The organism is Burkholderiales bacterium, from assembly GCA_036262035.1.
Lineage (GTDB): Bacteria > Pseudomonadota > Gammaproteobacteria > Burkholderiales > SG8-41 > JAQGMV01.
In genome coordinates, this window is record DATAJS010000013.1 from 515,021 (window position 1) to 534,197 (window position 19,177).

General features: G+C 66.3%; 18 protein-coding genes and 1 pseudogene. 14 read left to right on the forward strand and 5 right to left on the reverse strand.

The features are described from left to right. The first annotated feature begins 12 nt into the window (after positions 1-12). The 7 genes and pseudogenes from VHP37_17970 (at position 13) to VHP37_18000 (ending at position 7,711) form a co-directional block, all read left to right on the forward strand. Positions 13-1,587 carry an ABC transporter substrate-binding protein gene (locus VHP37_17970; GenBank protein ID HEX2828247.1) on the forward strand — a complete coding sequence of 525 codons (1,575 nt, stop codon included), beginning with the start codon at positions 13-15 and terminating at the stop codon, positions 1,585-1,587. Positions 1,588-1,658: 71 nt separating this feature from the next. Beyond that, positions 1,659-2,510 carry an ABC transporter permease gene (locus VHP37_17975; protein HEX2828248.1) on the forward strand — a complete coding sequence of 284 codons (852 nt, stop codon included), beginning with the start codon at positions 1,659-1,661 and terminating at the stop codon, positions 2,508-2,510. After that, complete coding sequence (locus tag VHP37_17980) at positions 2,507-3,460, forward strand: ABC transporter permease (GenBank protein HEX2828249.1); 954 nt, start codon at positions 2,507-2,509, stop codon at positions 3,458-3,460. The genes VHP37_17975 and VHP37_17980 overlap by 4 nt, the downstream gene beginning before the upstream one ends. Next, positions 3,453-4,448, forward strand: coding sequence for an ABC transporter ATP-binding protein (locus VHP37_17985; GenBank protein ID HEX2828250.1), 996 nt, complete (start codon positions 3,453-3,455; stop codon positions 4,446-4,448). Before VHP37_17980 ends, VHP37_17985 begins: the two co-directional genes overlap by 8 nt. Continuing rightward, positions 4,438-5,472, forward strand: a complete 1,035-nt coding sequence (locus VHP37_17990; GenBank protein HEX2828251.1) for an oligopeptide/dipeptide ABC transporter ATP-binding protein — start codon at positions 4,438-4,440, stop codon at positions 5,470-5,472. Before VHP37_17985 ends, VHP37_17990 begins: the two co-directional genes overlap by 11 nt. Before the next feature lie 28 nt (positions 5,473-5,500). Next, the gene (locus VHP37_17995) at positions 5,501-6,469 is read left to right on the forward strand and encodes a tripartite tricarboxylate transporter substrate binding protein (protein ID HEX2828252.1); all 969 of its coding nucleotides are present in this window, start codon (positions 5,501-5,503) and stop codon (positions 6,467-6,469) included. Positions 6,470-6,602: 133 nt separating this feature from the next. Further along, a pseudogene (locus tag VHP37_18000) lies at positions 6,603-7,711 on the forward strand (aminotransferase class V-fold PLP-dependent enzyme). A gap of 57 nt (positions 7,712-7,768) precedes the next feature. On the opposite strand, the gene VHP37_18005 reads toward VHP37_18000, so the two are convergent. The 3 genes from VHP37_18005 to VHP37_18015 all read right to left on the reverse strand — a co-directional run bounded on the left by VHP37_18005 (position 7,769) and on the right by VHP37_18015 (position 9,443). After that, complete coding sequence (locus tag VHP37_18005; protein HEX2828253.1) at positions 7,769-8,134, reverse strand: PIN domain-containing protein; 366 nt, start codon at positions 8,132-8,134, stop codon at positions 7,769-7,771. Continuing rightward, the gene (locus tag VHP37_18010; GenBank protein ID HEX2828254.1) at positions 8,131-8,373 is read right to left on the reverse strand and encodes a hypothetical protein; all 243 of its coding nucleotides are present in this window, start codon (positions 8,371-8,373) and stop codon (positions 8,131-8,133) included. The genes VHP37_18005 and VHP37_18010 overlap by 4 nt, the downstream gene beginning before the upstream one ends. Before the next feature lie 86 nt (positions 8,374-8,459). Next, positions 8,460-9,443 (reverse strand): tripartite tricarboxylate transporter substrate-binding protein, encoded by a 984-nt coding sequence (locus VHP37_18015; protein HEX2828255.1) that lies wholly within the window; start codon positions 9,441-9,443, stop codon positions 8,460-8,462. 134 nt (positions 9,444-9,577) lie between these two features. Between VHP37_18015 and VHP37_18020 the strand changes: the two genes are divergently transcribed. Next, positions 9,578-11,182 (forward strand): choline dehydrogenase, encoded by a 1,605-nt coding sequence (locus VHP37_18020; protein HEX2828256.1) that lies wholly within the window; start codon positions 9,578-9,580, stop codon positions 11,180-11,182. Next, on the forward strand, positions 11,175-11,735 hold the full coding sequence (locus VHP37_18025; GenBank protein ID HEX2828257.1) for a hypothetical protein: 561 nt from the start codon (positions 11,175-11,177) through the stop codon (positions 11,733-11,735). The genes VHP37_18020 and VHP37_18025 overlap by 8 nt, the downstream gene beginning before the upstream one ends. Here the strand turns inward: VHP37_18025 and VHP37_18030 are convergent. Continuing rightward, positions 11,693-12,994, reverse strand: coding sequence for an MFS transporter (locus VHP37_18030; protein ID HEX2828258.1), 1,302 nt, complete (start codon positions 12,992-12,994; stop codon positions 11,693-11,695). The genes VHP37_18025 and VHP37_18030 overlap by 43 nt on opposite strands. Positions 12,995-13,030: 36 nt before the next feature. Here VHP37_18030 and VHP37_18035 point away from each other — a divergent pair, with 36 nt between their 5' ends. Genes VHP37_18035 through VHP37_18050 form a run of 4 tightly spaced genes read left to right on the forward strand, consistent with a single transcriptional unit; the run spans position 13,031 to position 16,317 of the window. After that, positions 13,031-13,894, forward strand: a complete 864-nt coding sequence (locus VHP37_18035) for a TauD/TfdA family dioxygenase (protein ID HEX2828259.1) — start codon at positions 13,031-13,033, stop codon at positions 13,892-13,894. Further along, complete coding sequence (locus VHP37_18040) at positions 13,895-14,575, forward strand: substrate-binding domain-containing protein (GenBank protein ID HEX2828260.1); 681 nt, start codon at positions 13,895-13,897, stop codon at positions 14,573-14,575. Next, complete coding sequence (locus VHP37_18045) at positions 14,572-15,588, forward strand: amidohydrolase family protein (protein HEX2828261.1); 1,017 nt, start codon at positions 14,572-14,574, stop codon at positions 15,586-15,588. Before VHP37_18040 ends, VHP37_18045 begins: the two co-directional genes overlap by 4 nt. Positions 15,589-15,591: 3 nt before the next feature. After that, entirely contained in the window at positions 15,592-16,317 is a 726-nt protein-coding gene (locus VHP37_18050; GenBank protein HEX2828262.1) for an SDR family NAD(P)-dependent oxidoreductase, read from the forward strand. 89 nt (positions 16,318-16,406) lie between these two features. Here the strand turns inward: VHP37_18050 and VHP37_18055 are convergent, their stop codons facing one another. Continuing rightward, on the reverse strand, positions 16,407-17,243 hold the full coding sequence (locus VHP37_18055) for an alpha/beta hydrolase (GenBank protein ID HEX2828263.1): 837 nt from the start codon (positions 17,241-17,243) through the stop codon (positions 16,407-16,409). A 78-nt stretch (positions 17,244-17,321) separates the two neighbouring features. Here VHP37_18055 and VHP37_18060 point away from each other — a divergent pair, with 78 nt between their 5' ends. Next, positions 17,322-19,043: a PQQ-dependent dehydrogenase, methanol/ethanol family gene (locus VHP37_18060; protein HEX2828264.1), complete on the forward strand. Its 1,722-nt coding sequence runs from the start codon at positions 17,322-17,324 to the stop codon at positions 19,041-19,043. Positions 19,044-19,177: the final 134 nt, after the last annotated feature.

The following is a 19,177-nucleotide window of genomic DNA, read 5'->3' on the forward strand; positions in this document are numbered from 1 at the left end:
GGAGAGCACACCATGGCTACGTCTCGAATTGTGTTGCACCGGCTTGGCACGACTGCGATGTCGGTGGCGGCGCTCCTGACCGTGGCGCTGATCGCGCCCTCTACCGCGTTCGCGCAGCGAACCATCACCATCGTCATCCCGGAGGAGCCGGACAGCCTCGACAACTGCAACAGCGCGCGGTCGGCCGTCGGGCGGGTGATCCGCGAGAACGTCAACGAGACGCTGATCGAGCTCGACCCGAACGACAGCTCGCTCAAGCCGCGGCTGGCGACGTCGTGGAAGCAGATGAACGACACCACCTGGCGCTTCAACCTGCGCAAGGGCATCAAGTACAGCGACGGCACGCCGCTGACGCCCGAGGCCATCGCCAGCTCGTTCGACAAGGCGCTGAACCCGAAGCTCGACTGCAACGCGCGCACCAAGATGTTCTCGGGCTTCCCGATCAAGGTGGTGAAGGTCGACGATGCGACGATCGATATCGTCACCCCGAAGCCCGATCCGATCCTGCCGGTGCGCATGACCACGCTCACCGTCGGCGCTCCCAACGAGCCCATCAGGATCCTGAACACTTCCGTCGGCACGGGCCCGTACATGATCGACCACTACACGCCCAACGTCGAAGTGGTGCTCAAGCGCAATCCGCATTACTGGGGCAAGAAGCCGCAGCTCGACGGCGCGCGCTACGTGTGGCGCAAGGAATCGGCGGTGGCCGCCGCGATGGTGAAAGTCGGCGAAGCCCACCTGGCGACCAACATCTCGCACCAGGACGCCACCGACGCGAAGACCGACTTCGCTTATCCCAACTCGGAGACCAACTACCTGCGCATCGAATCGCAGGTTCCGCCGCTGAACGACAAGCGGGTGCGGCTCGCGCTCAACTATGCGGTCGACCGCGAGGGCCTGCACGGCGCGATCATCCCCAGGCAGGCGATGATCGCCACGCAGATGGTGATCCCGCGCATCGCCGGACACAATCACGCGCTCGACAAGAAGCGCTTCGAATACAGTCAGGCGCGGGCCAGGAAGCTGCTGGCCGAGGCCAAGGCCGCGGGCGTGAAAGTCGACACGCCGATCTCGCTCATCTGCCGCATCAACCAGTGGGAGAACACCACCGAGACCTGCGAGTCGATCCTGGCGATGTATACGGCGGTCGGGCTCAACGTCAAGCTGCAGATGATCGAAGTGAGCCTGTGGAACAACTACAACGCCCACCCGAACAAGGGATCGTTCACGCCCGATGCCGACGCCAAGCTGAAGGAGCGCGGCCCGGTCCTGCTCGGTCACATGCATGACAACAACGTGGGCGACCCGGTCTTCAGCATGAATCCCAAGTACGGCTGCAAGGCGCAGACGTCGTCGCACTGCATCCCCGAGCTCGACAAGAAGATCGAGGCGGCGACGCAGACGCCCGCCGGCCCGCAGCGCACCAAGCTCTGGGAGGAGACCATGGCCATGGTCAACGACAACGTCCTGGACGTCTTCCTGTTCCACATGGTCGGCTTCGCGCGCGTCAGTCCGAAGATCAATTTCAAGCCGACAGCGGCGACGAACAGCGAAATCCTGCTCGAGCAGATCACCTTCAAGTAAATCCCCTGGTCCCGTACCTCACCCGGCGGGCGGCCCACAGCGCTGTTGCGCTGCTCGGGCTGCTCATCGCCGTGTTCTTCCTCGCCAGGCTCACCGGCGATCCGACCGATTTGTTCCTGCCGGTCGACGCTTCACGCGAGGATCGCCTCGAGTTCGCGCACAAGCACGGCTACGATCTCCCCGCCACCGAGCAATTCCTGCGGTTCGCCGGCGAGGTCATGGAAGGCAACCTGGGCTTCTCGCTGCGCAAGCAGCGACCGGCCATCGACGTGGTGCTCGAGGCTTACCCCACGACGCTCAAGCTGGCCGGTGTCACCCTGCTCATCGCCATCTCGCTCGCGATCGTCGTCGGTGCGCTGGCCGCGTACCGTCCGGGCGGCCTGTTCGACCGCATGGGCAGCACGTTCGGGCTGGTCGGCGCCAGTGCGCCGGACTTCTGGGTCGCGATCACCGCGATCCTGTTCTTCTCGGTGACCTTGCGCTGGCTGCCCACCTCCGGCACCGGCGGCTTGCTGTTCTGGATCATGCCGGTGACGGTGCTCGCGCTGCGCCCGTTCGGATTGCTGGTGCAGGTCACGCGCGGGGCCATGCTCGACGCGCTCGCTTCGGCCTACGTCAAGACCGCGCGCGCCAAAGGCGTCAGCGAGCGCTCCGTCATCTTCGTCCATGCGCTGCGCAACGCCTGCCTCGCGGTCGTCACCGTCGCCGGCAATCTCGCGGTCGGGCTGATCAACGGCGCCGTCATCGTGGAGACGGTGTTCGGCTGGCCCGGTGTGGGAAAGCTCATGATCGATGCGGTGGTCCAGCGCGATTTTCCGGTCGTGCAGGCGTCCATCATGGTGACCGCGATCGCGATCTTCCTGATGAACGTCCTCATCGATCTGCTGTACGTCGCGCTCGACCCGAGGATCCGCCACCAGTGAGCGATTCCGCGAACACGGCGGTGATGACCGATACGCGACCGATCGAAGCGCAGGCGGAGATGGTGACTGTGCGCGTCGGCCTGCCGTGGTGGCGATTGCTCGCGCGAGACCGGCTGGCGCTGCTCTCGGCGGTCTGGCTGGTGTTCATGCTCGTGTGCATGCTCGTCGGGCCGGAACTGCTCGGCAAAGCCGCTACCGATATCAGCCTGCGCACGCGCAACCTTCCGCCCGGCGCGACGGAACACGGCTGGTTGATGGCCCTCGGCAGCGACGCGCTCGGGCGCAGCATGCTCGCGCGCCTGGTGGTGGCCTCGCGCAACACGCTGGTCGTGGCGATCACCTCGGTGGTGCTGGCGCTGATCGTCGGCGGCGTGCTGGGGCTCATCGCGGGCTACGTCGGGCGCGGCGTCGGCAATCTCATCATGCGCCTGTCGGACGTGGTGCAGAGCTTCCCGTCGCTGCTCCTGGCGGTGGTCGTGCTGTACATGCTGGAACCCAGGGTTGCGAACCTCGTCATCGTTCTGGCGGTGACCCGCATTCCGTCGTACCTGCGCGTCGCGAGGGCCGAGGTGCTCGAGATCCGCGAGCGCGGTTTCGTCGATGCGGCGCGCGCCATGGGCGCAGGCCGCACGCATATCCTGCGGCGCCACGTGGTCCCCATCGTCGCGCCGACCTTGCTGACCATCATGACCGTGGATTTCGCCATCGTGATGCTGTCCGAGTCCGGCTTGAGCTTTCTCGGCATCGGCATCCAGCCGCCCGAGATCACCTGGGGGCTGATGGTGGCGCAAGGCCGCAACTATCTCGCGCAAGCCTGGTGGCTCTCGTTTTTCCCGGGCCTGGCGATCATGGCCACGACGCTGTCCGCGAACCTTTTTTCCAACTGGGTGCGGCTGGTCACGGACCCCGTGCAGCGCTGGCGCCTCGAAGCTCCGAAGACCGATGCCTGAAGCCGAACCTGCCCTGCTCGAAGTGAACGACCTGCGCGTCGAATTCCGCAGCGGCCGCGAGATCGTCCGCGCGGTCAACGGGGCGAGCTTCTCGGTGCGGCGCGGCGAGACGCTGGCGGTGCTCGGCGAGAGCGGATCGGGCAAGAGCGTGACGGCCGCCGCGATCATGCGTTTGCTCGCGTCACCGCCCGCGCACATCACGGGCGGCAGCATCCGTTTCAACGGCGCCGATGTGCTCGGCGCATCGATGCCCGAATGGCGCAAGCGCTGCGGGCTCGATATCGGCATGGTGTTCCAGGATGCGCTGGCCTCGCTCAACCCGGTGTTCAGCGTGGGCTGGCAGGTCGCGGAACCGTTCAGGGCGCACGGGATTGTGGATGCAAAGGCCGCGCTGGACCGCGCCGAGGCGCTGCTCGGGCGAGTCGGCATTCCCGAGCCTCACCTGCGGGCGCGTGATTACCCGCATCAATTCTCCGGAGGCATGCGCCAGCGCGTGATGATCGCGATGGCGATCGCGCTCGATCCGAAGCTGCTCATCGCCGACGAGCCGACCACCGCATTGGACGTCACGGTGCAGGCACAGATCATGGAGCTGCTGCTCGACCTGCAGCGCGAGCGTCACATGGCGATGGTGCTCATCACGCACGACCTGGGCGTCGTCGCGGAAGTGGCCGATCAGGTCGCGGTCATGTACGGCGGCCGCGTGGTCGAAAGCGGTCCGGTGCGCGAGGTGCTGTCGCGGCCCGCCCATCCGTATACCCAGGCGCTGCTCGAATCGGTTCCGCGAGCGAGCACGCACAAGCAGACGCTGAGCCCGATCGTCGGATCGCCGCCCGATATGGCGCGCCTGCCCCTCGGCTGCAGCTTCCATCCCCGCTGCCGCAGGGCGACCGACGCGTGCCGCGCAGCCCTCCCGACCCGAGTCGAAACCGAGCCGGGTCACCATGCCGAGTGCTTCGTCGCGCAGGAGGTGTTCGATGGCCGCTGACGTGACGGCTTCGGCGCCGATCTTCGACGTCCGCGGGCTTGTCAAGCATTACTCCGCCGGCGGCGGCTTGCGGCTGCGCCGAAGCGCCGGCTCCATCCAGGCCGTCGACGGCGTCGATTTCGGGATCCACCAAGGCGAGACGCTGGGGCTGGTCGGCGAGAGCGGTTGCGGCAAGACGACCGTGGCGCGCACGTTGATGCGCCTCGAGGAGCCGAGCGCCGGCGAGGCGCTGTTTCACGGCGAAGATATCTTTCGCGCGAACGCGGCCGATCTGAAGCATATCCGCCGGCGCATACAGATGATCTTCCAGGATCCGTACGCGTCGTTGAACCCGCGCATGCGGGTGGGAGAGATCATCGCCGAGCCGTGGACCATCCACGCAGACGTGCTGCCGCGCAAGCGATGGACGACGCGCGTCGGCGAGCTGCTGGAGAGCGTGGGCTTGCTGCCCGAGCACGCGCGGCGCTATCCGCATGAATTTTCCGGCGGCCAGCGCCAGCGCATCGGCATCGCCCGCGCGCTCGCCTTGAATCCGGAGATCCTGGTGTGCGACGAGCCGGTGTCGGCGCTCGACGTGTCGGTGCAGGCGCAGGTCGTCAACCTGCTGGAGAAGATTCAGTCGACTTTCCAGATCGCGTGCCTGTTCATCGCGCACGACCTGGCCGTCGTGCGTCACATGTCACACCGCATCGCGGTCATGTACCTCGGGCGCATCGTCGAGATCGGCACGGTCGAGACGGTGTACGAAATGCCTCGCCACCCGTACACCAAAGCGCTGCTGTCCGCACAGCCGCGCATCGACTTTGCGAACGCAGGCGGCGTCGAGCGGATCCTGCTCAAGGGCGAGGTGCCGAGTCCGGCGAGCCCCCCGTCGGGGTGCCGTTTCCGGACACGCTGCTGGAAGGCGCAAGCGCTTTGCGCGGAGCAATCACCACCCCTGCTCGACGACGGTCCGGGCCATCGGGTAGCGTGTCACTTTCCCGTCGAGCCGACCGACACACTGCCGGATAGATCGGCGAGTTGAGCCGTGCTCCATTTTTGAGGCGTTTTACATGAAGCTCACGACAGCCGTCGCCGGCGCGCTGACCCTGATCAGTGCCGGCGGCGTCGCGCACGCGCAGAAGTTTCCGCTCAAACCGGTCCGTATCGTCGTGCCCTATCCGCCCGGCGGGCCGATCGACATGCTGACGCGGCCCCTCGCGCAAAAGATGAACGAGCACATGAACAACCCGGTCATCGTGGACAACCGTGCCGGCGCCAACGGCATCGTCGGCATCGAGCACGTCGCCCGGTCTGCTCCGGACGGTTATACCGTCGTCGTGGGCTCCGCCGGCTCGTTCGCCATCAACCCGAACGTCTACGCCAGGCTGCCGTTCGACGTGGTGAAAGACTTTGCCCCGGTGAGCCTGTTCGCCACCGTGCCGGAGCTGCTGACCGTGCATCCTTCATTGCCGGTGAAGTCGGTGAAGGAGCTGGTGGCCCTGGCCAAGGCGCGGCCGAAGCAGTTGAACTACGGCTCATCGGGCACCGGCGGCACGCCGCATCTCGCGATGGAGCTGCTCAAGCAGGCGGCGGGGATGGATATCGTGCACGTGCCCTACAAAGGCATGGGTCCGGCGACGATGGACTTGATTGCCGGCCAGGTGCAGGTCGCGTTCGCCGACCTGCCGGTTCTGCTCCAGCAGGTGAAGAGCGGGAAGCTCCATGCGCTGGCGGTGAGCACGCCGAAGCGCTCGCCCAACCTGCCGGACGTGCCGACGATCGCCGAGTCGGGCTATCCGAAGATCAACATCATGAACTGGTATGCGCTCTTCGCGCCGGCCGCGACGCCCAGGGACGTCGTCTCGACGCTCAATGCCGAAACCGCCAGGGCGGCGGCCAGGAGCGACATCAAGAGCTTCGTGCAGGAACAGGGCGGAGCGTCCGTGAGCAACACCCCGGCGGAGCTGGGCAACCTGCTGCGCGCCGAGCTCGATATGTGGGGCAAGGTGGTGAAGACCGCGGGAATCAAGCTCGACTGAGCACACGGGCGATTAGAATCAGCCGACGCGAGAGGACGCGTTCAATCGGAATCGGACGATGAGCGTACGAGCGGGGCGTGAATTCCTGGCCATACCGGGACCGACGACGGTGCCCGACGAGGTGCTGCGAGCGATGCACCGGCCGGCGGTGGACATCTATTCCGGGCCGCTGCTCGCGCTCACCGACGGGCTGCTGCGCGACATCGGACGCGTGTTCAACACCACGGGCCGCACCTACATCTACATCGCCAACGGCCACGGCACCTGGGAAGCCGCGTTCACCAACGTGCTGTCCAAAGGCGACGGCATCCTGGTGCTGGAGAGCGGACGTTTCGCCGTCATCTGGGGCGAGAGCGCGCGCCGCCTGGGCGTCGAGGTCGAGGTCCTGAAAGGCGACCTGCGCCGTGCGGTGCGGCCGGCCGAGGTCGAGGCACGGCTGAAGGCGGACAAGGGCGGCAAGATCAAGGCGGTGATGGTGGCGCAGATCGACACCGCGACCGGCGTGGTCAACGACATCCCCGCGATCGCCGAGGCGATACGTTCGGCCAGGCACGATGCGCTGCTCATGGTCGACGCGTCGCTTCGCTGGGCTGCGTGCCGTTCGACATGGACGCCTGGGGCGTCGACGTCGCCATGTCGGGCTCGCAGAAAGGCCTGATGACGCCGCCGGGCCTGGGCTTCGTCGCCGCCAACGCGCGCGCACGCGACATCCACAAGACCGCAGGACTGCGCACGCCGTATTGGGACTGGACCGACCGCGAGGGCGACGTGCATTACCAGAAGTATTGCGGCACGCCGCCCGAGCATCTGCTGTTCGGCCTGCGCCAGGCGCTCGACATGCTGTTCACCGAAGGCCTTCCGAACGTGTTCCGCCGTCACGCGTTGCTGGCCGAGGCGGTGCGGCGTGCGGTCGACGTGTGGTCGCAGCGCGAAGCGATCGGCTTCAACATCATCGAGCCGGGCGAGCGCTCCGACACCGTGACCGCAGTGCTCGTGAACAGCCACGACCCGCAGCGGCTGCGCGCCTATTGCGACGAGAACTGCGGCGTGATCCTCGGACACGGCATCGGTGATCTCACCGGCAAGGCTTTCCGCATCGCGCACATGGGCCATGTCAACGCGCCGACGATCCTCGGCACGCTCGGCGTCGTCGAAATGGCGCTGGGCGCGCTCGGCATCCCGCACGGCAAGGGCGGCGCGCAGGCGGCCGTCGAGTGGCTGAGCGATCAGGTGACGGCGTAGATCCCGGGGCTTAGCTAACCGTGCACTTCGCGGAAGCGCTCGGCCGAGCCCGAGCGCTTAAACGCGATACGGAACCAGCACCCACGCGTGGCGCCGGTTGAAGTCCTTTTCGTTGCGCGTGACGAGCTTCAGCGAATGATGTTGCGCCAGCGCTGCCTGAAATGCGTCCGGAAGTTTCCATCCATGCTTCCTTCGCAAGGACGCTGCGAGGTCGGCAATCGGCTCGTCGATCTGAAGCGTCACGAACGTGTCGAGGAGCTGTATTGCCTTCTTAAGATCTGCTTCCGCAAAACCCGCGAGTACCTCGGCTCTCGTGATGACCGAAATGGCCGCGTCGCCATAATTGGCCGCCAAATAGGTCGTCGCGGCCTCCACGCCGTTGAAATGGTCGATGAGAATGACCGAATCCAGCAACAGGTTCACTTCTGCTTATCCCACTCCGCCCTCATCTTTCGCTGATAGGTGAGGCCATCTCCCAGCCTCGTGATTCCTGCGGTCTCCCTCAGAAGTCGATCGAAGCCGGCGGGATGAATCTCGGCGCGTTTGCGCATGTCAGAAATTGCGTGCTGGACGACACGCGTCATCGACACACCTCGCCGCTTCGCCTCGCGATCCAGCCACGCCTTATCGTCCGGATCGATGCTGATGACAGTGCGGATCATGCGGGTGCGCCCTTAGATATCAAATTTTAAGAATGATATCATCGCTGACGCTTGACGTCACGCGAAGCGTCAGTAAGGTCTAGCGGCTACTTGATCAGGCCGAGCGCCTTCGCCACTTTGGTGAAGACCTCGACCTGGCGGCGGACCTCGCGATCGTATTCCTCCGGCGTCGTGGGCGATGCATCGAACGACATCGCGAGCAGGCGCTCTTTCACGTCGGGCATCTCCAGCACGCGCGCGACGTCGCGCGCGATCTGCCGCACGACCGGCGTCGGTGTCTGTGCCGGCGCCATCAGAGCGTGCGCCGCGTCCCGTTCGAAGCCCGGCACGACCTCGAACAGCGACGGCACGTCCGGCAGGTGCGCGGAGCGCCGCGGCGTATTGACCGCGAGCGGCACCAGCCGGCCGTCCTTGATGAACGGCATCCCGGCGCCCAGGCTCACGATGGCGAAATTCACGCGGCCGGTCACGACCTCGACGATCATCTCGGGCTGCCCTTTGAATGCGACGTGCACCGGCTTGATGCCCGCCGCCATGTTGAAGCGCTCGGTGCCCAAGTGCGTGCCGCTGCCTGCGCCGGTCGAGGCGTAGATCACCTTCTTTTCCTTCGCGAGCGCGATCAGCTCTTTCACCGACTTCACGCCGAGCGCAGGCGCGACGACGAGGGTTCCGGTCGGCGTGCCGATCAGGGTCACGGCGCGAAAGTCCTTCAGCGCGTCGTAAGGCAGGCTCTTGCCCTGCAGCACGTAGCTGATCGCGAACGCGGTGGACACGATCGTGATCGTGTGTCCGTCCGGCGGCGCTTTCGCGGCCGCGGCCCAGGCGATCGTGCCGCCCGCGCCGGAGCGGTTATCGATCACGACGGGCTGTCCCCACAGGTCCGAGAGCTTCGGGCCGATCAGGCGCGCGGTGATGTCGGTGGCGCTGCCGGCGGTGAATCCCACGAGGATGTGCACCGGCTTGGTCGGGAAGGCGTCGGGAGGTTTTTGCGCGACTGCGGGATCGACCGCGGGGAGCGCGGCGAAGACGGCGACCAACAGCCTGCAAGCGCCTTGGGAACGGTTCGACATGGCGTCCCTCCCAACGACTAGCCACGATCGCAGGATACTCTTTTGCGGTTGGAAGGAAACGTGGCGAGCGGCGTCCCGATCGGATAAGTTTGCGGAACCCCTGCGGCGACAGCCCGGGCAACGGGAGGAGCACCGTGAACGACAGCTACGACTACATCATCGTCGGCGCCGGCTCGGCGGGCTGCGTGCTCGCCAATCGCCTGACCGAATCGGGAGAGCACACCGTGCTCGTGCTCGAGTCGGGCGGCCGCGACACGAACCGCTGGATCCACATCCCGATCGGCTTCGGCCGGGTGATGTTCGACGCGCAAGTGAACTGGATGTTCGAGACCGAGCCCGAGCCGCGCATGAACGGGCGCAACATCAAGGTGCCGCGCGGGCGCGTGCTCGGCGGGTCGAGCTCGATCAACGGCCTGCTTTACGTGCGCGGCCAGCGCGAAGACTTCGACGACTGGCGCGATCTCGGCAATCCGGGCTGGGGTTTCGAAGACTGCCTGCCGTACTTCAAGAAATCGGAAAACCAGGCGCGCGGCGCGGACGACTGGCACGGCGTCGGCGGGCCGTTGTGCGTGTCCGACGTGAAGGACCGCCATCCGCTCGCCGACTCGTTCGTCGAAGCCGGCGAGGCGGTCGGCATCCCGCGCAATCGCGATTTCAACGGCGCGACCCAGGAAGGCGTCGGCTACTTCCAGGGCACGGCGCGCAATGGCATGCGCTGCAGCGCCGCGGTTGCCTATCTGCGTCCGGCCATGCGGCGGCCCAATCTCGAAGTGATCACGCACGCGCACGCCAGCCGCGTGCTCACCACCGGATTGCGCGCGCACGGCGTGGAGTTCGTCGTCGACGGCGTCAAGCGACAGGCGTTCGCCACGCGCGAGGTCATCGTCGCGGCGGGTGCGATCCAGTCGCCGCAGCTCCTGCAGCTCTCGGGCATCGGCCCCGGGGATCTGTTGCAGCGCCATGGCATCGACGTCGTGCATCCGCTCGAAGGCGTCGGCCGCAATCTGCACGATCACCTGCAATCGCGCGTGATCTGGGAGTGCACGCAGCCGATCACCGTCAACGACGATCTCATGAGCCCGTGGCGCAGGATGATGCTCGGCATGAAGTTCGCGCTCAATCGCAGCGGACCGCTGTCGTGGTACGCCGGGCTCGCCGGCGGATTCGCGCGCACGCAGCCGGGGCTCACGCGGCCCGACGTGCAGTTCCACTTCTTTCCCTACAGCACCGACCGCACCGATCCGAGCCTGCACAAATACTCCGGATTCACCATGTCGGTGTGCAAGCTGCGGCCCGAATCGCGCGGCACCGTGGAAATCAAATCGGCCGATCCGAATGCCGCACCGGCCATCCAGCCGAACTTCCTCGAGCGCGAGGCGGACGTCGCGAGCATGCTCGACGGCGTGAAGCTCATCCGCAAGCTCGCAGCGACGCCGGCGTTGGCGCGCTGGATCAAGTGCGAGAAAGATCCCGGCGATGCCTGCGCGAGCGACGACCACATCATCGACTTCGTGCGCAACAAGGGTTTCACCGTCTACCACCCGGTGGGTACCTGCAGGATGGGAAGCGACGCGGCGGCGGTCGTCGACCAAAGCTTGCGCGTGCGCGGCATGCAGGGCTTACGCGTGATCGACGCGTCGGTCATGCCGACGGTCACGTCCGGCAACACCAACGCGCCGGTCATCATGATCGCGGAAAAGGCCGCCGATTCAATTCTGAGAGGGGACGACCGTGGCTGAGACTCCAACGTTCGGACGCTATGCCGAGATCCCGTACGACCGGATGACGCCCGAGCAGCAGGAAGGGTATCGCTCGATGATCGAGGCGCGCGGCCGCCTGCCGGGCCCGGCCAAGATCTGGGTGCACAACCCCAGGCTCTCGAAAGCGATCGCGCCGTTCGGCGCGCATTTCCGCAAGGGCTATTCGCTCTCCGAGCGCGAGCGCGAGATCGCGGTGTGCATCGTCAACAGCAAGTGGCATTCGATCTATCCGACGAACGCGCACGAGCGGGCCGCGAAGGCTTCCGGGCTGCCGAGCGAGAAAGTCGATGCGATCCTCTCCGGGCTGCCGACCTCGTTCGACGACCAGCGCGAGCAGGTGGTCTACGAGATGGCGATCTGCCTCACGAGCTCGCGCTGGGTTTCGAAAGGACTGTACGACCGCGCGGTCGAAGCGCTCGGCCACGTCGGCGTCACCGACGTGATCACGCTGATGGGCTTCTACACCGCCGTGTCGATGACGCTCGCCTTCTACGACGTGCCGGCCGGCGCGGCCGGCATCGACCGGGGATAGCGCCTGCTCGCGCTCCACAGCGCGAGACAGGCGACCACGACCCCTGCCGCGACTCCGACGATGACGCCGGTGTAACTGACGTAGCGATCGAACATCCATCCGGCCCACCACGGGCCCGCCGCCGAGCCCAGGCCGAAGCCCAGGTCGAGCAGCCCGAGGATCGTGCCGAGGTTCCGGCCGGAGAAGCGATCGGAGACCGCCGACGCATAGACCGGGGACATGCCGTTGAAGCCCAGGCCGAACATCAGCAGGTAGCCCGCCAGCAAGGCGATGCGCAGGCCGGCGGATTCGGGCGGCACGAAAGACGCCAGCCACAACAACGCCAGCCCGACGAGGCTGATGCCGCAGATGACGGCCACGCAGGCCGAGCGGCCGATGCGGTCCGATAGCGCCCCCCATATCAGGCCGCCGAAGGCGCGCAGCGCGCCGAGCACACCGAAGATGAGCGACGCCAGCGTGAGACCGTAGCCCATGTCGACCAGCATGCGCGTCTGGTGCACGACGATGGTCATGGTTGCCGTGCCCATCGCGGTGACGGCGAGCGCCAGCTGCCAGAAGTGCCGGCTGCGAAGCGCATCATGGAGGGTGGTGCCCGTGGCGGGCGCGGCGCGCGCGGCGGCCCGCGCGGACGCGCCGTCGCGCACCAGCCCGACGCGCTCGGCGGAATGCCGGTGAAAAACGACGGTGACCGGAATCAGCACCACCATCGCGACGATGCCGAACCACCACATCGCCTCCCGCCACCCGACGTGCACGATCAATTCCGCGCTCAGGCTCGCGATGACGAGGGAGCCGAGTCCGTTGCCGGCGAGGGATAACGCCGAGGCGAGCCCACGGCGCCGGTCGAACCAGCGCGGCACGATCGCCATGTGCGGGATGAATCCGAGCGCCGCGTAGCTGAAGCCGAGCAGGATGCCGTAGGTCGCGGTCAGGCCCGCCAGCGACGTCGCCGTCGAGCAGAGCATCAGGCCCGCCCCCATGCAGAGCGCGCCGATCGGAAACAGCACCCGTGCGCCGACGCGGTCGAAGAGATACCCGCTCAGCGCCGCCGTGCAGGCGTAGACGATCATGGCGGCGGAAACGATGCCCGCCGTTTCCGCGCGGCCCCAGCCGGTCTCGTCGACGATGGCCGAATAGTAGACGCCGAAAGCGAAGCGAAAGCCGGTGGCGATGAACAGGGTGAGGAACGTGACGGCGACGATGACCCAGCCGTAATAGATGCCGCGCCTGCCGAACCACTGAATCGGATCGGTTAACATTTGGACGGAGAGAGTAACCCAGGAGGCTCGCGAACCATGGACGTGATTCCGACCGGCCGCGCGCTGGGCGCCGAGATTAGCGGCATCGATCTGTCGCAGGACGTGTCCGCCGCGCAGCGCGAATTCATCGTCGACGCCTGGACGAAAAACCTCGTGCTGCTGTTTCGCGGGCAGCGCCTCTCCTTCGACGATCTCTTACGGTTGAGCGAATTGTTCGGTCCGCCCGGCCAGGCGGCGAATCAACTGCTCGGTCTCGGGCGCAAGGCGTACTTGCCCGACAGCCTGCCGGACAATGTCGCCATCATCTCGAACATCGTCGACGACCAGGGCAAGCCGATCGGTGCGCTGGGCGACGGCGAGGCGTACTGGCACACCGACAGCTCGTTCACCGAAAAGCCGATCTCGGCGAGCCTGTTGCACGCGATCGAAGTCACGGAGCACGGCGGCGAAACCGCGTTCCTGAACATGTACAAGGCGTACGAGGAGTTGCCCGCCGGACTGGCCGCCAGGATCGACGGCAAATACGCCAACCATTCGAAAGTGCACAACTCCGCCGGCGTGAAACGTCCCGAGTTCGCCGACGTGACCGACCCGTCGAAGGCGCCCGGGGTCAAACACCCGATCGTGCGCACCCATCCGGTGACCGGACGCAAATGCCTGTATCTCGGCCGCCGGCTCAACTCGTACGTCTTCGGTTTGTCGCTGGCCGAAAGCGAAGCGCTGCTCGACGCGCTGTGGGCGCACGCGTGCCAGGACAAATACGTGTGGGAGCACAAGTGGCGAGTCGGCGACCTGCTGGTGTGGGACAACCGCTGCACCATGCATCACCGCAACGCGTTCGCGCCCAACGCGCGCAGGCTCATGCACAAATCGACGAGCGCCGGCGAGGCGGTCGTTTAAATGCTCATCGTCCGGGCATCGATGGGCGCGGTCTCGGGATTGAACGCGATCGCGCCCGCGTTCACCCGACTCACGGGCCACGAGTTGAGCGTGCGCCAGGAAAGCCGCGACGAGCTGGAACAGCGGCTGATCTCCGATACGGCTGCCGACCTGATCGTGCAGACCACGCCGGTGATGGAGAGCGTCATCGCGCGCGGCAAGGTGGTCGAAGGATCCAGTGTTGTTTTCGCGCGCGCGGCCGTCGGCCTCTCGGTCAGGTCGGGCGCGCCGCGGCCCGACATCGGCACGCCGCAAGCCTTCAGGCGCACGCTGCTCGGCGCGCGGTCGATCTGCTATTCGCTCGGCGGAAGCGGGATCGTCGCGGCGCAAGCGATCGAGAAGCTCGGCATCGCCGAAGCGATGAGGTCCAGGACTGTCCATTCGGACGGCCGTCCCGCGGCCGGCTACGTCGCGCGCGGCGAGGTGGAGATGGCGATCCAGCAGCGCAACGTGAGCATCCCGGTGGCCGGCACCGACTACGTGGGTGACTTGCCGGGCGGCCTCCACGACTACGTGGTGTTCGCCATCGCGATCATGGGAAACTCGAAAGAACAGGAAGCGGCCAGGGCGTTGATCGATTTCGTGATCACGCCCGAGGCCGGACCGCTATTGCACGAAGGAATGATGGAGGCTGCGAGATGAACGTGACGATCGGCGGACCCGACTGGCTTCAGCTCACGCCCGAAAGCGCGCTCGAGCCGGCGCTTCCCATCTGCGATCCGCATCATCACATCTGGGCGGAGCGCCACGAGCCGCCGGCCTATCGGCGTTACCTGCTGCCCGATCTCGCCGCGGACATTCGAGACAGCGGACACAATGTGCGCTCGACCGTGTTCATCGAGGTGAAAGCGTTCTATCGCAGCGACGGGCCGCAGGAAATGCGCCCCGTGGGCGAGGTCGCTCACGTCGACGGTGTGGCTGACGAAGCTGCCAGGCACGGTCCGACGAAAATCGCCGCCGCCATCGTCGGTCACGCCGATCTGAAGCTCGGTGAAAAGGTCGCGCCGGTGCTGGAGGCGATGCGGGCGGCGAGTCCGCGCTTTCGCGGCATACGCCACTCCGCCGGTTGGGACGCAAGCCCCGAGCTCGCGCAGCGCGATATCCCGGGCGTGATGGCGACGGAGCAATACCGTGCCGGTGCGCGGGTGCTCGCGAAGATGGGCTTGACGCTGGACAACTCGCTCTATCACCCGCAACTCGACGAGCTCGCCGCTTTCGCCCGCACCGTGCCGGAGCTCACCATCGTGTTGAACCACATCGGCGGGCTGGTACGCGTGGGACCTTACGCCAACCGCGACGATCAAGTGCTCGCCGAGTGGCGACGCGGCATCGCGACCGTGGCGGCATGCCCCAACGTCGTGATCAAGCTCGGCGGTGTCGGGCAGAAGCGTTTCGGCTTCGACTGGGCCAGGCGCGAGAAGCCCATCGGCTCGGAAGAGCTGGCGCAGACGCTGGCGCCGTTGATGCACCACTGCATCGACGAGTTCGGACCGGATCGCTGCATGTTCGAGAGCAATTTCCCGGTGGACAAGCCGTCGTACGCGTATGGCGTCGTCTGGAACGCTTTCAAGCGATTGTCGAAGGACTATTCGAGCAGCGAGCGCGCGGCGCTGTTTCACGACACGGCGGCACGCGTGTATCGGCTCGCGGCGTAGGTGATGCAGATCCGCTTCGACGATCGCACGATCATCGTCACCGGCGCGGCGCGCGGCATCGGCGGCGCGATCGTGCGAGCCTTCGCCGGATGCGGCGGACGAGTGATTGCGCTCGACGTTCTGCCGGTCGCAATCGACGGCGCCGAGGCGCATCGGATCGATCTCGCGGATCGTTCTGCGGTCGGCGCACTGCTGGCGGGGATCGAAGCGGATGTCGTCGTCCATGCGGCGGGCGGCGTGCGCGGCCAGGCACCCAGGGACTTCGAGGATGTAGAGCCCGCCGAATGGGACGCGATCTACGACGCCAACGTCACTTCGGCGATCAACGTGCTGCAAGCGGCCATCCCCGCGATGAAGCGGCGCCGCCAAGGGCGTATCGTCACCATCACGTCGGGCGCGGCCCTGAGGCCCAGCCTGAACGGCATCCAGTCCTATTGCTCGGCCAAGCACGCGCTGCTCGGGCTCACGCGCCAGCTCGCGCACGATCTCGGACCCTACGGCATCACCGCGAATTCGGTCGCGCCCGGATTCCTGCGCACCAGTCCCGATTACGAGCGGCAGTGGGCGTCGTATGGCGAGGCCGGCCAGCAAGCGCTGCTCGAGCGCATCGCCCTGCGGCGCCTCGGCGGGCCCGAGGACATCGCGCACGCGGTGCTGTTCTTCGCCTCGGACTATGCGGGATGGATCACCGGACAGGTGCTGCCGGTGACCGGAACGCCGTTTCCCTAGAGATTGAAAACGCCCGACTCCTCTGGATCGATCAGACTGCGGCGATCTCCTTCGGCAAGAACATGACCGTGTACGAGGAGTACCTGGACCTACGCCACGCCGCGCAGGAAGCTCAGGAACACTTCGGCCAACTGACCTTCGCGCCGCTCCCACTCGGCGAACGGAATCTCGTCGAGGTCGGGGCCGGGCGGCATGATGTCGTGCACCTGCGCGGCCGGCATGAGCCGGCCGACGTTCTCGCCGGCGCGGCGCGCGTGGACGAAGTCGTTGCCGGGCACGATGCAGGCCGGAACCTCGATCGAGCGCAGCTCTTCTTCCGACGCGCCGATCACCGGCTGGTCCGCGCCGGCGATGAAGTATTCGCGCCAGTGCGACATGACCGAGACGAAGCGCGCCGTATCCATCGCCATCAGCCGTGCACGGTTCTCGGGGCGCTCTTTGATGCGCTCGCGGAAGAACTCCGAATCGCACACCGCCGCCATGCCGCCGCGCTCGGCGAGCTCGATGAAGTCGGTGTAGTACTGGCGCGCGAGATGCTCGGCCGCGGCGCGTCCTCCGGTGACGCGCCACAAGAGGAGCGAGCGCACCGCTTCGGGGTGGCGCAGCGCGAAGAGGATCGACATGCGGCAGCCCGACGATGAGCCGCCGATGTGGGCGGGCAGCGCATCGAGCCCGGTCATCAGCGCGTGCAGATCGTCGGCCCAGAGGTCGTATTCGGATTCGTCGCCGTCGATGATGACGTCGGACGCGCCGCAGTTGCGCCGGTCGTGCAGCAGCACGCGGTATCCCGCCGCGGCGATGCGCTCGCCGAGCGAGCGTACCGCGGCCAGCTCGCGGCGGCCGCCGGGGGACAACGACACCCATGGTCCCTGGTCCCCGAGGACGAGGTAGTTGATCGCCGCACCGCGTAGGGTGGCTAGTGGCATGGTCGCATCCTCCTTGTCACGATCTTGCCACCGCCAGCCCGATCGGCGCTACAGTGGCGATAACAAAGGGAGGGGACTATGAAACGCTGGATCGTGCAGGCAGCCGTGATCGTGGCCGCGGGTTGCGCGGCCACGCCGACACAGCAATCCCTGGATTACGTGACGCGCTCCAGGACCGGCGAAGGTCCGACCGCCGAGGAGCTCGTCAACGATCACCGTTCGCCCGATGACGTGCTCACCTACGGCATGGGCTATTACCAGCAGCGTTACAGCCCGCTCGCACAGATCAACAAGTCGAACGTCAAGCGTCTCGTGCCGGTGTGGACGCTCGGGCTGCAGAACGAGTTCGGCGAGCAGGCGCAGCCGATGATCTACGACGGCGTGATGTACGTCGCCAACGCGAAATGGACGGTGGCGGTCGATGCCGCGACCGGCAACACGCTCTGGCGCACGCCGACCGACTTCGTGCCCGACACACCCCGCGTGGTCTGCTGCGGTGTGTCCAACAAGGGCGTCGCGCTCTACCGCGGCAAGGTGTTCCGCACCACGCTCGACGCGTTCGTCGTGGCGATGGATCAGAAGACCGGCAAGGTCCTCTGGAAGCAGAAGGCCGCGGAATGGAAGGAAGGTTATTCGCAGACGGTGGCTCCGCAGATCGCCAACGGCGTGGTCATCACCGGCATCTCGGGCGCCGAGTTCGGCATCCGCGGTTTCCTCGACGGTTGGGATCCCGATACCGGCAAGCATCTGTGGCGCCGCTACACGACCGCCGGACCGGGCGAAAAGGGCTATGACACGTGGGAGCCGCGTGACTCCTACAAGACGGGCGGCGCCAGCACCTGGATCACCGGCTCGTACGATCCCGAGCTCGACCTGGTGTACTGGGGCACGGGCAACGCCGGCGCGTGGAACCCGGTCAACCGCAAAGGAGACAATCTGTACGCGGCATCGGTCATCGCGATACGTCCGAAGACCGGGGAGATCGTCTGGCACTACCAGTTCGTGCCGAACGACGTCTATGACTGGGATTCGCTGTGGGAGCTGATCCTCGCCGACATCCCCGTCGACGGCCAAACGAGAAAAGTCGTCATGCAGATGAACCGCAACGGCTTCCTCTACGTGCTCGATCGCACCAACGGCAAGCTCCTGTCCGCGAAGCCTTTCGGCAAGGTCAACTGGGCGACCCATGTGGACATGGCGACCGGCCGTCCGGTGGAGTCCGAGGTGTCGCGGAGGCTCCGCGCCGGCGAAGAGATCGAGATGTGGCCGAGCGTTCGCGGTGCGAAGAACTGGCCGCATGCGGCCTTCAATCCGAACACCGGATTGCTCTACGCCAACACCAACGATATCGCCTCGTTCTACAAGTTCACCGAGCTGGCGCCCTACAAACCGGGCGCGCGTTATCAGGGCATGGCGAACCGCTATGCGACACTCAAGCCCGGCGATGTGGTCGGCCATACCGAAGCGATCGATCCCCTGACCGCCAGGCCGAAATGGCGCGTGCCGTTGAAGGACGTACAGATCTGGTCGGCCGTGCTCGCGACCGGCGGCGGATTGGTCTTCAACGGCAAGCACAGCGGCGAGTTCTTCGCGATGGACGCGGACACCGGCGAGACGCTGTGGGAATTCAGGACGAGCTCGGGCGTGAACGCGCAGCCGGTCACCTGGACGCGCAACGGCAAGCAGTACGTCGCGGTGCTCTCGGGGATCGGCGGCCTGTACGGCAGCACCACCGCGCGGCAGACGCTGCCGAACGTGCCGCTCGGAGGATCGATCTGGGTGTTCGCGCTTCCGGATTGAGGCGCTATCGCGCCGGCAGCAAGCCTTCTTCGCTCGCCTTGATCTGCAGCGCGAGGTATTTCGAATAGATGCGGCATTGACCGAGGCCGCCGGCGAGGAACCACAGGCCCGCGGATATGAGGCGTGAGAGACCA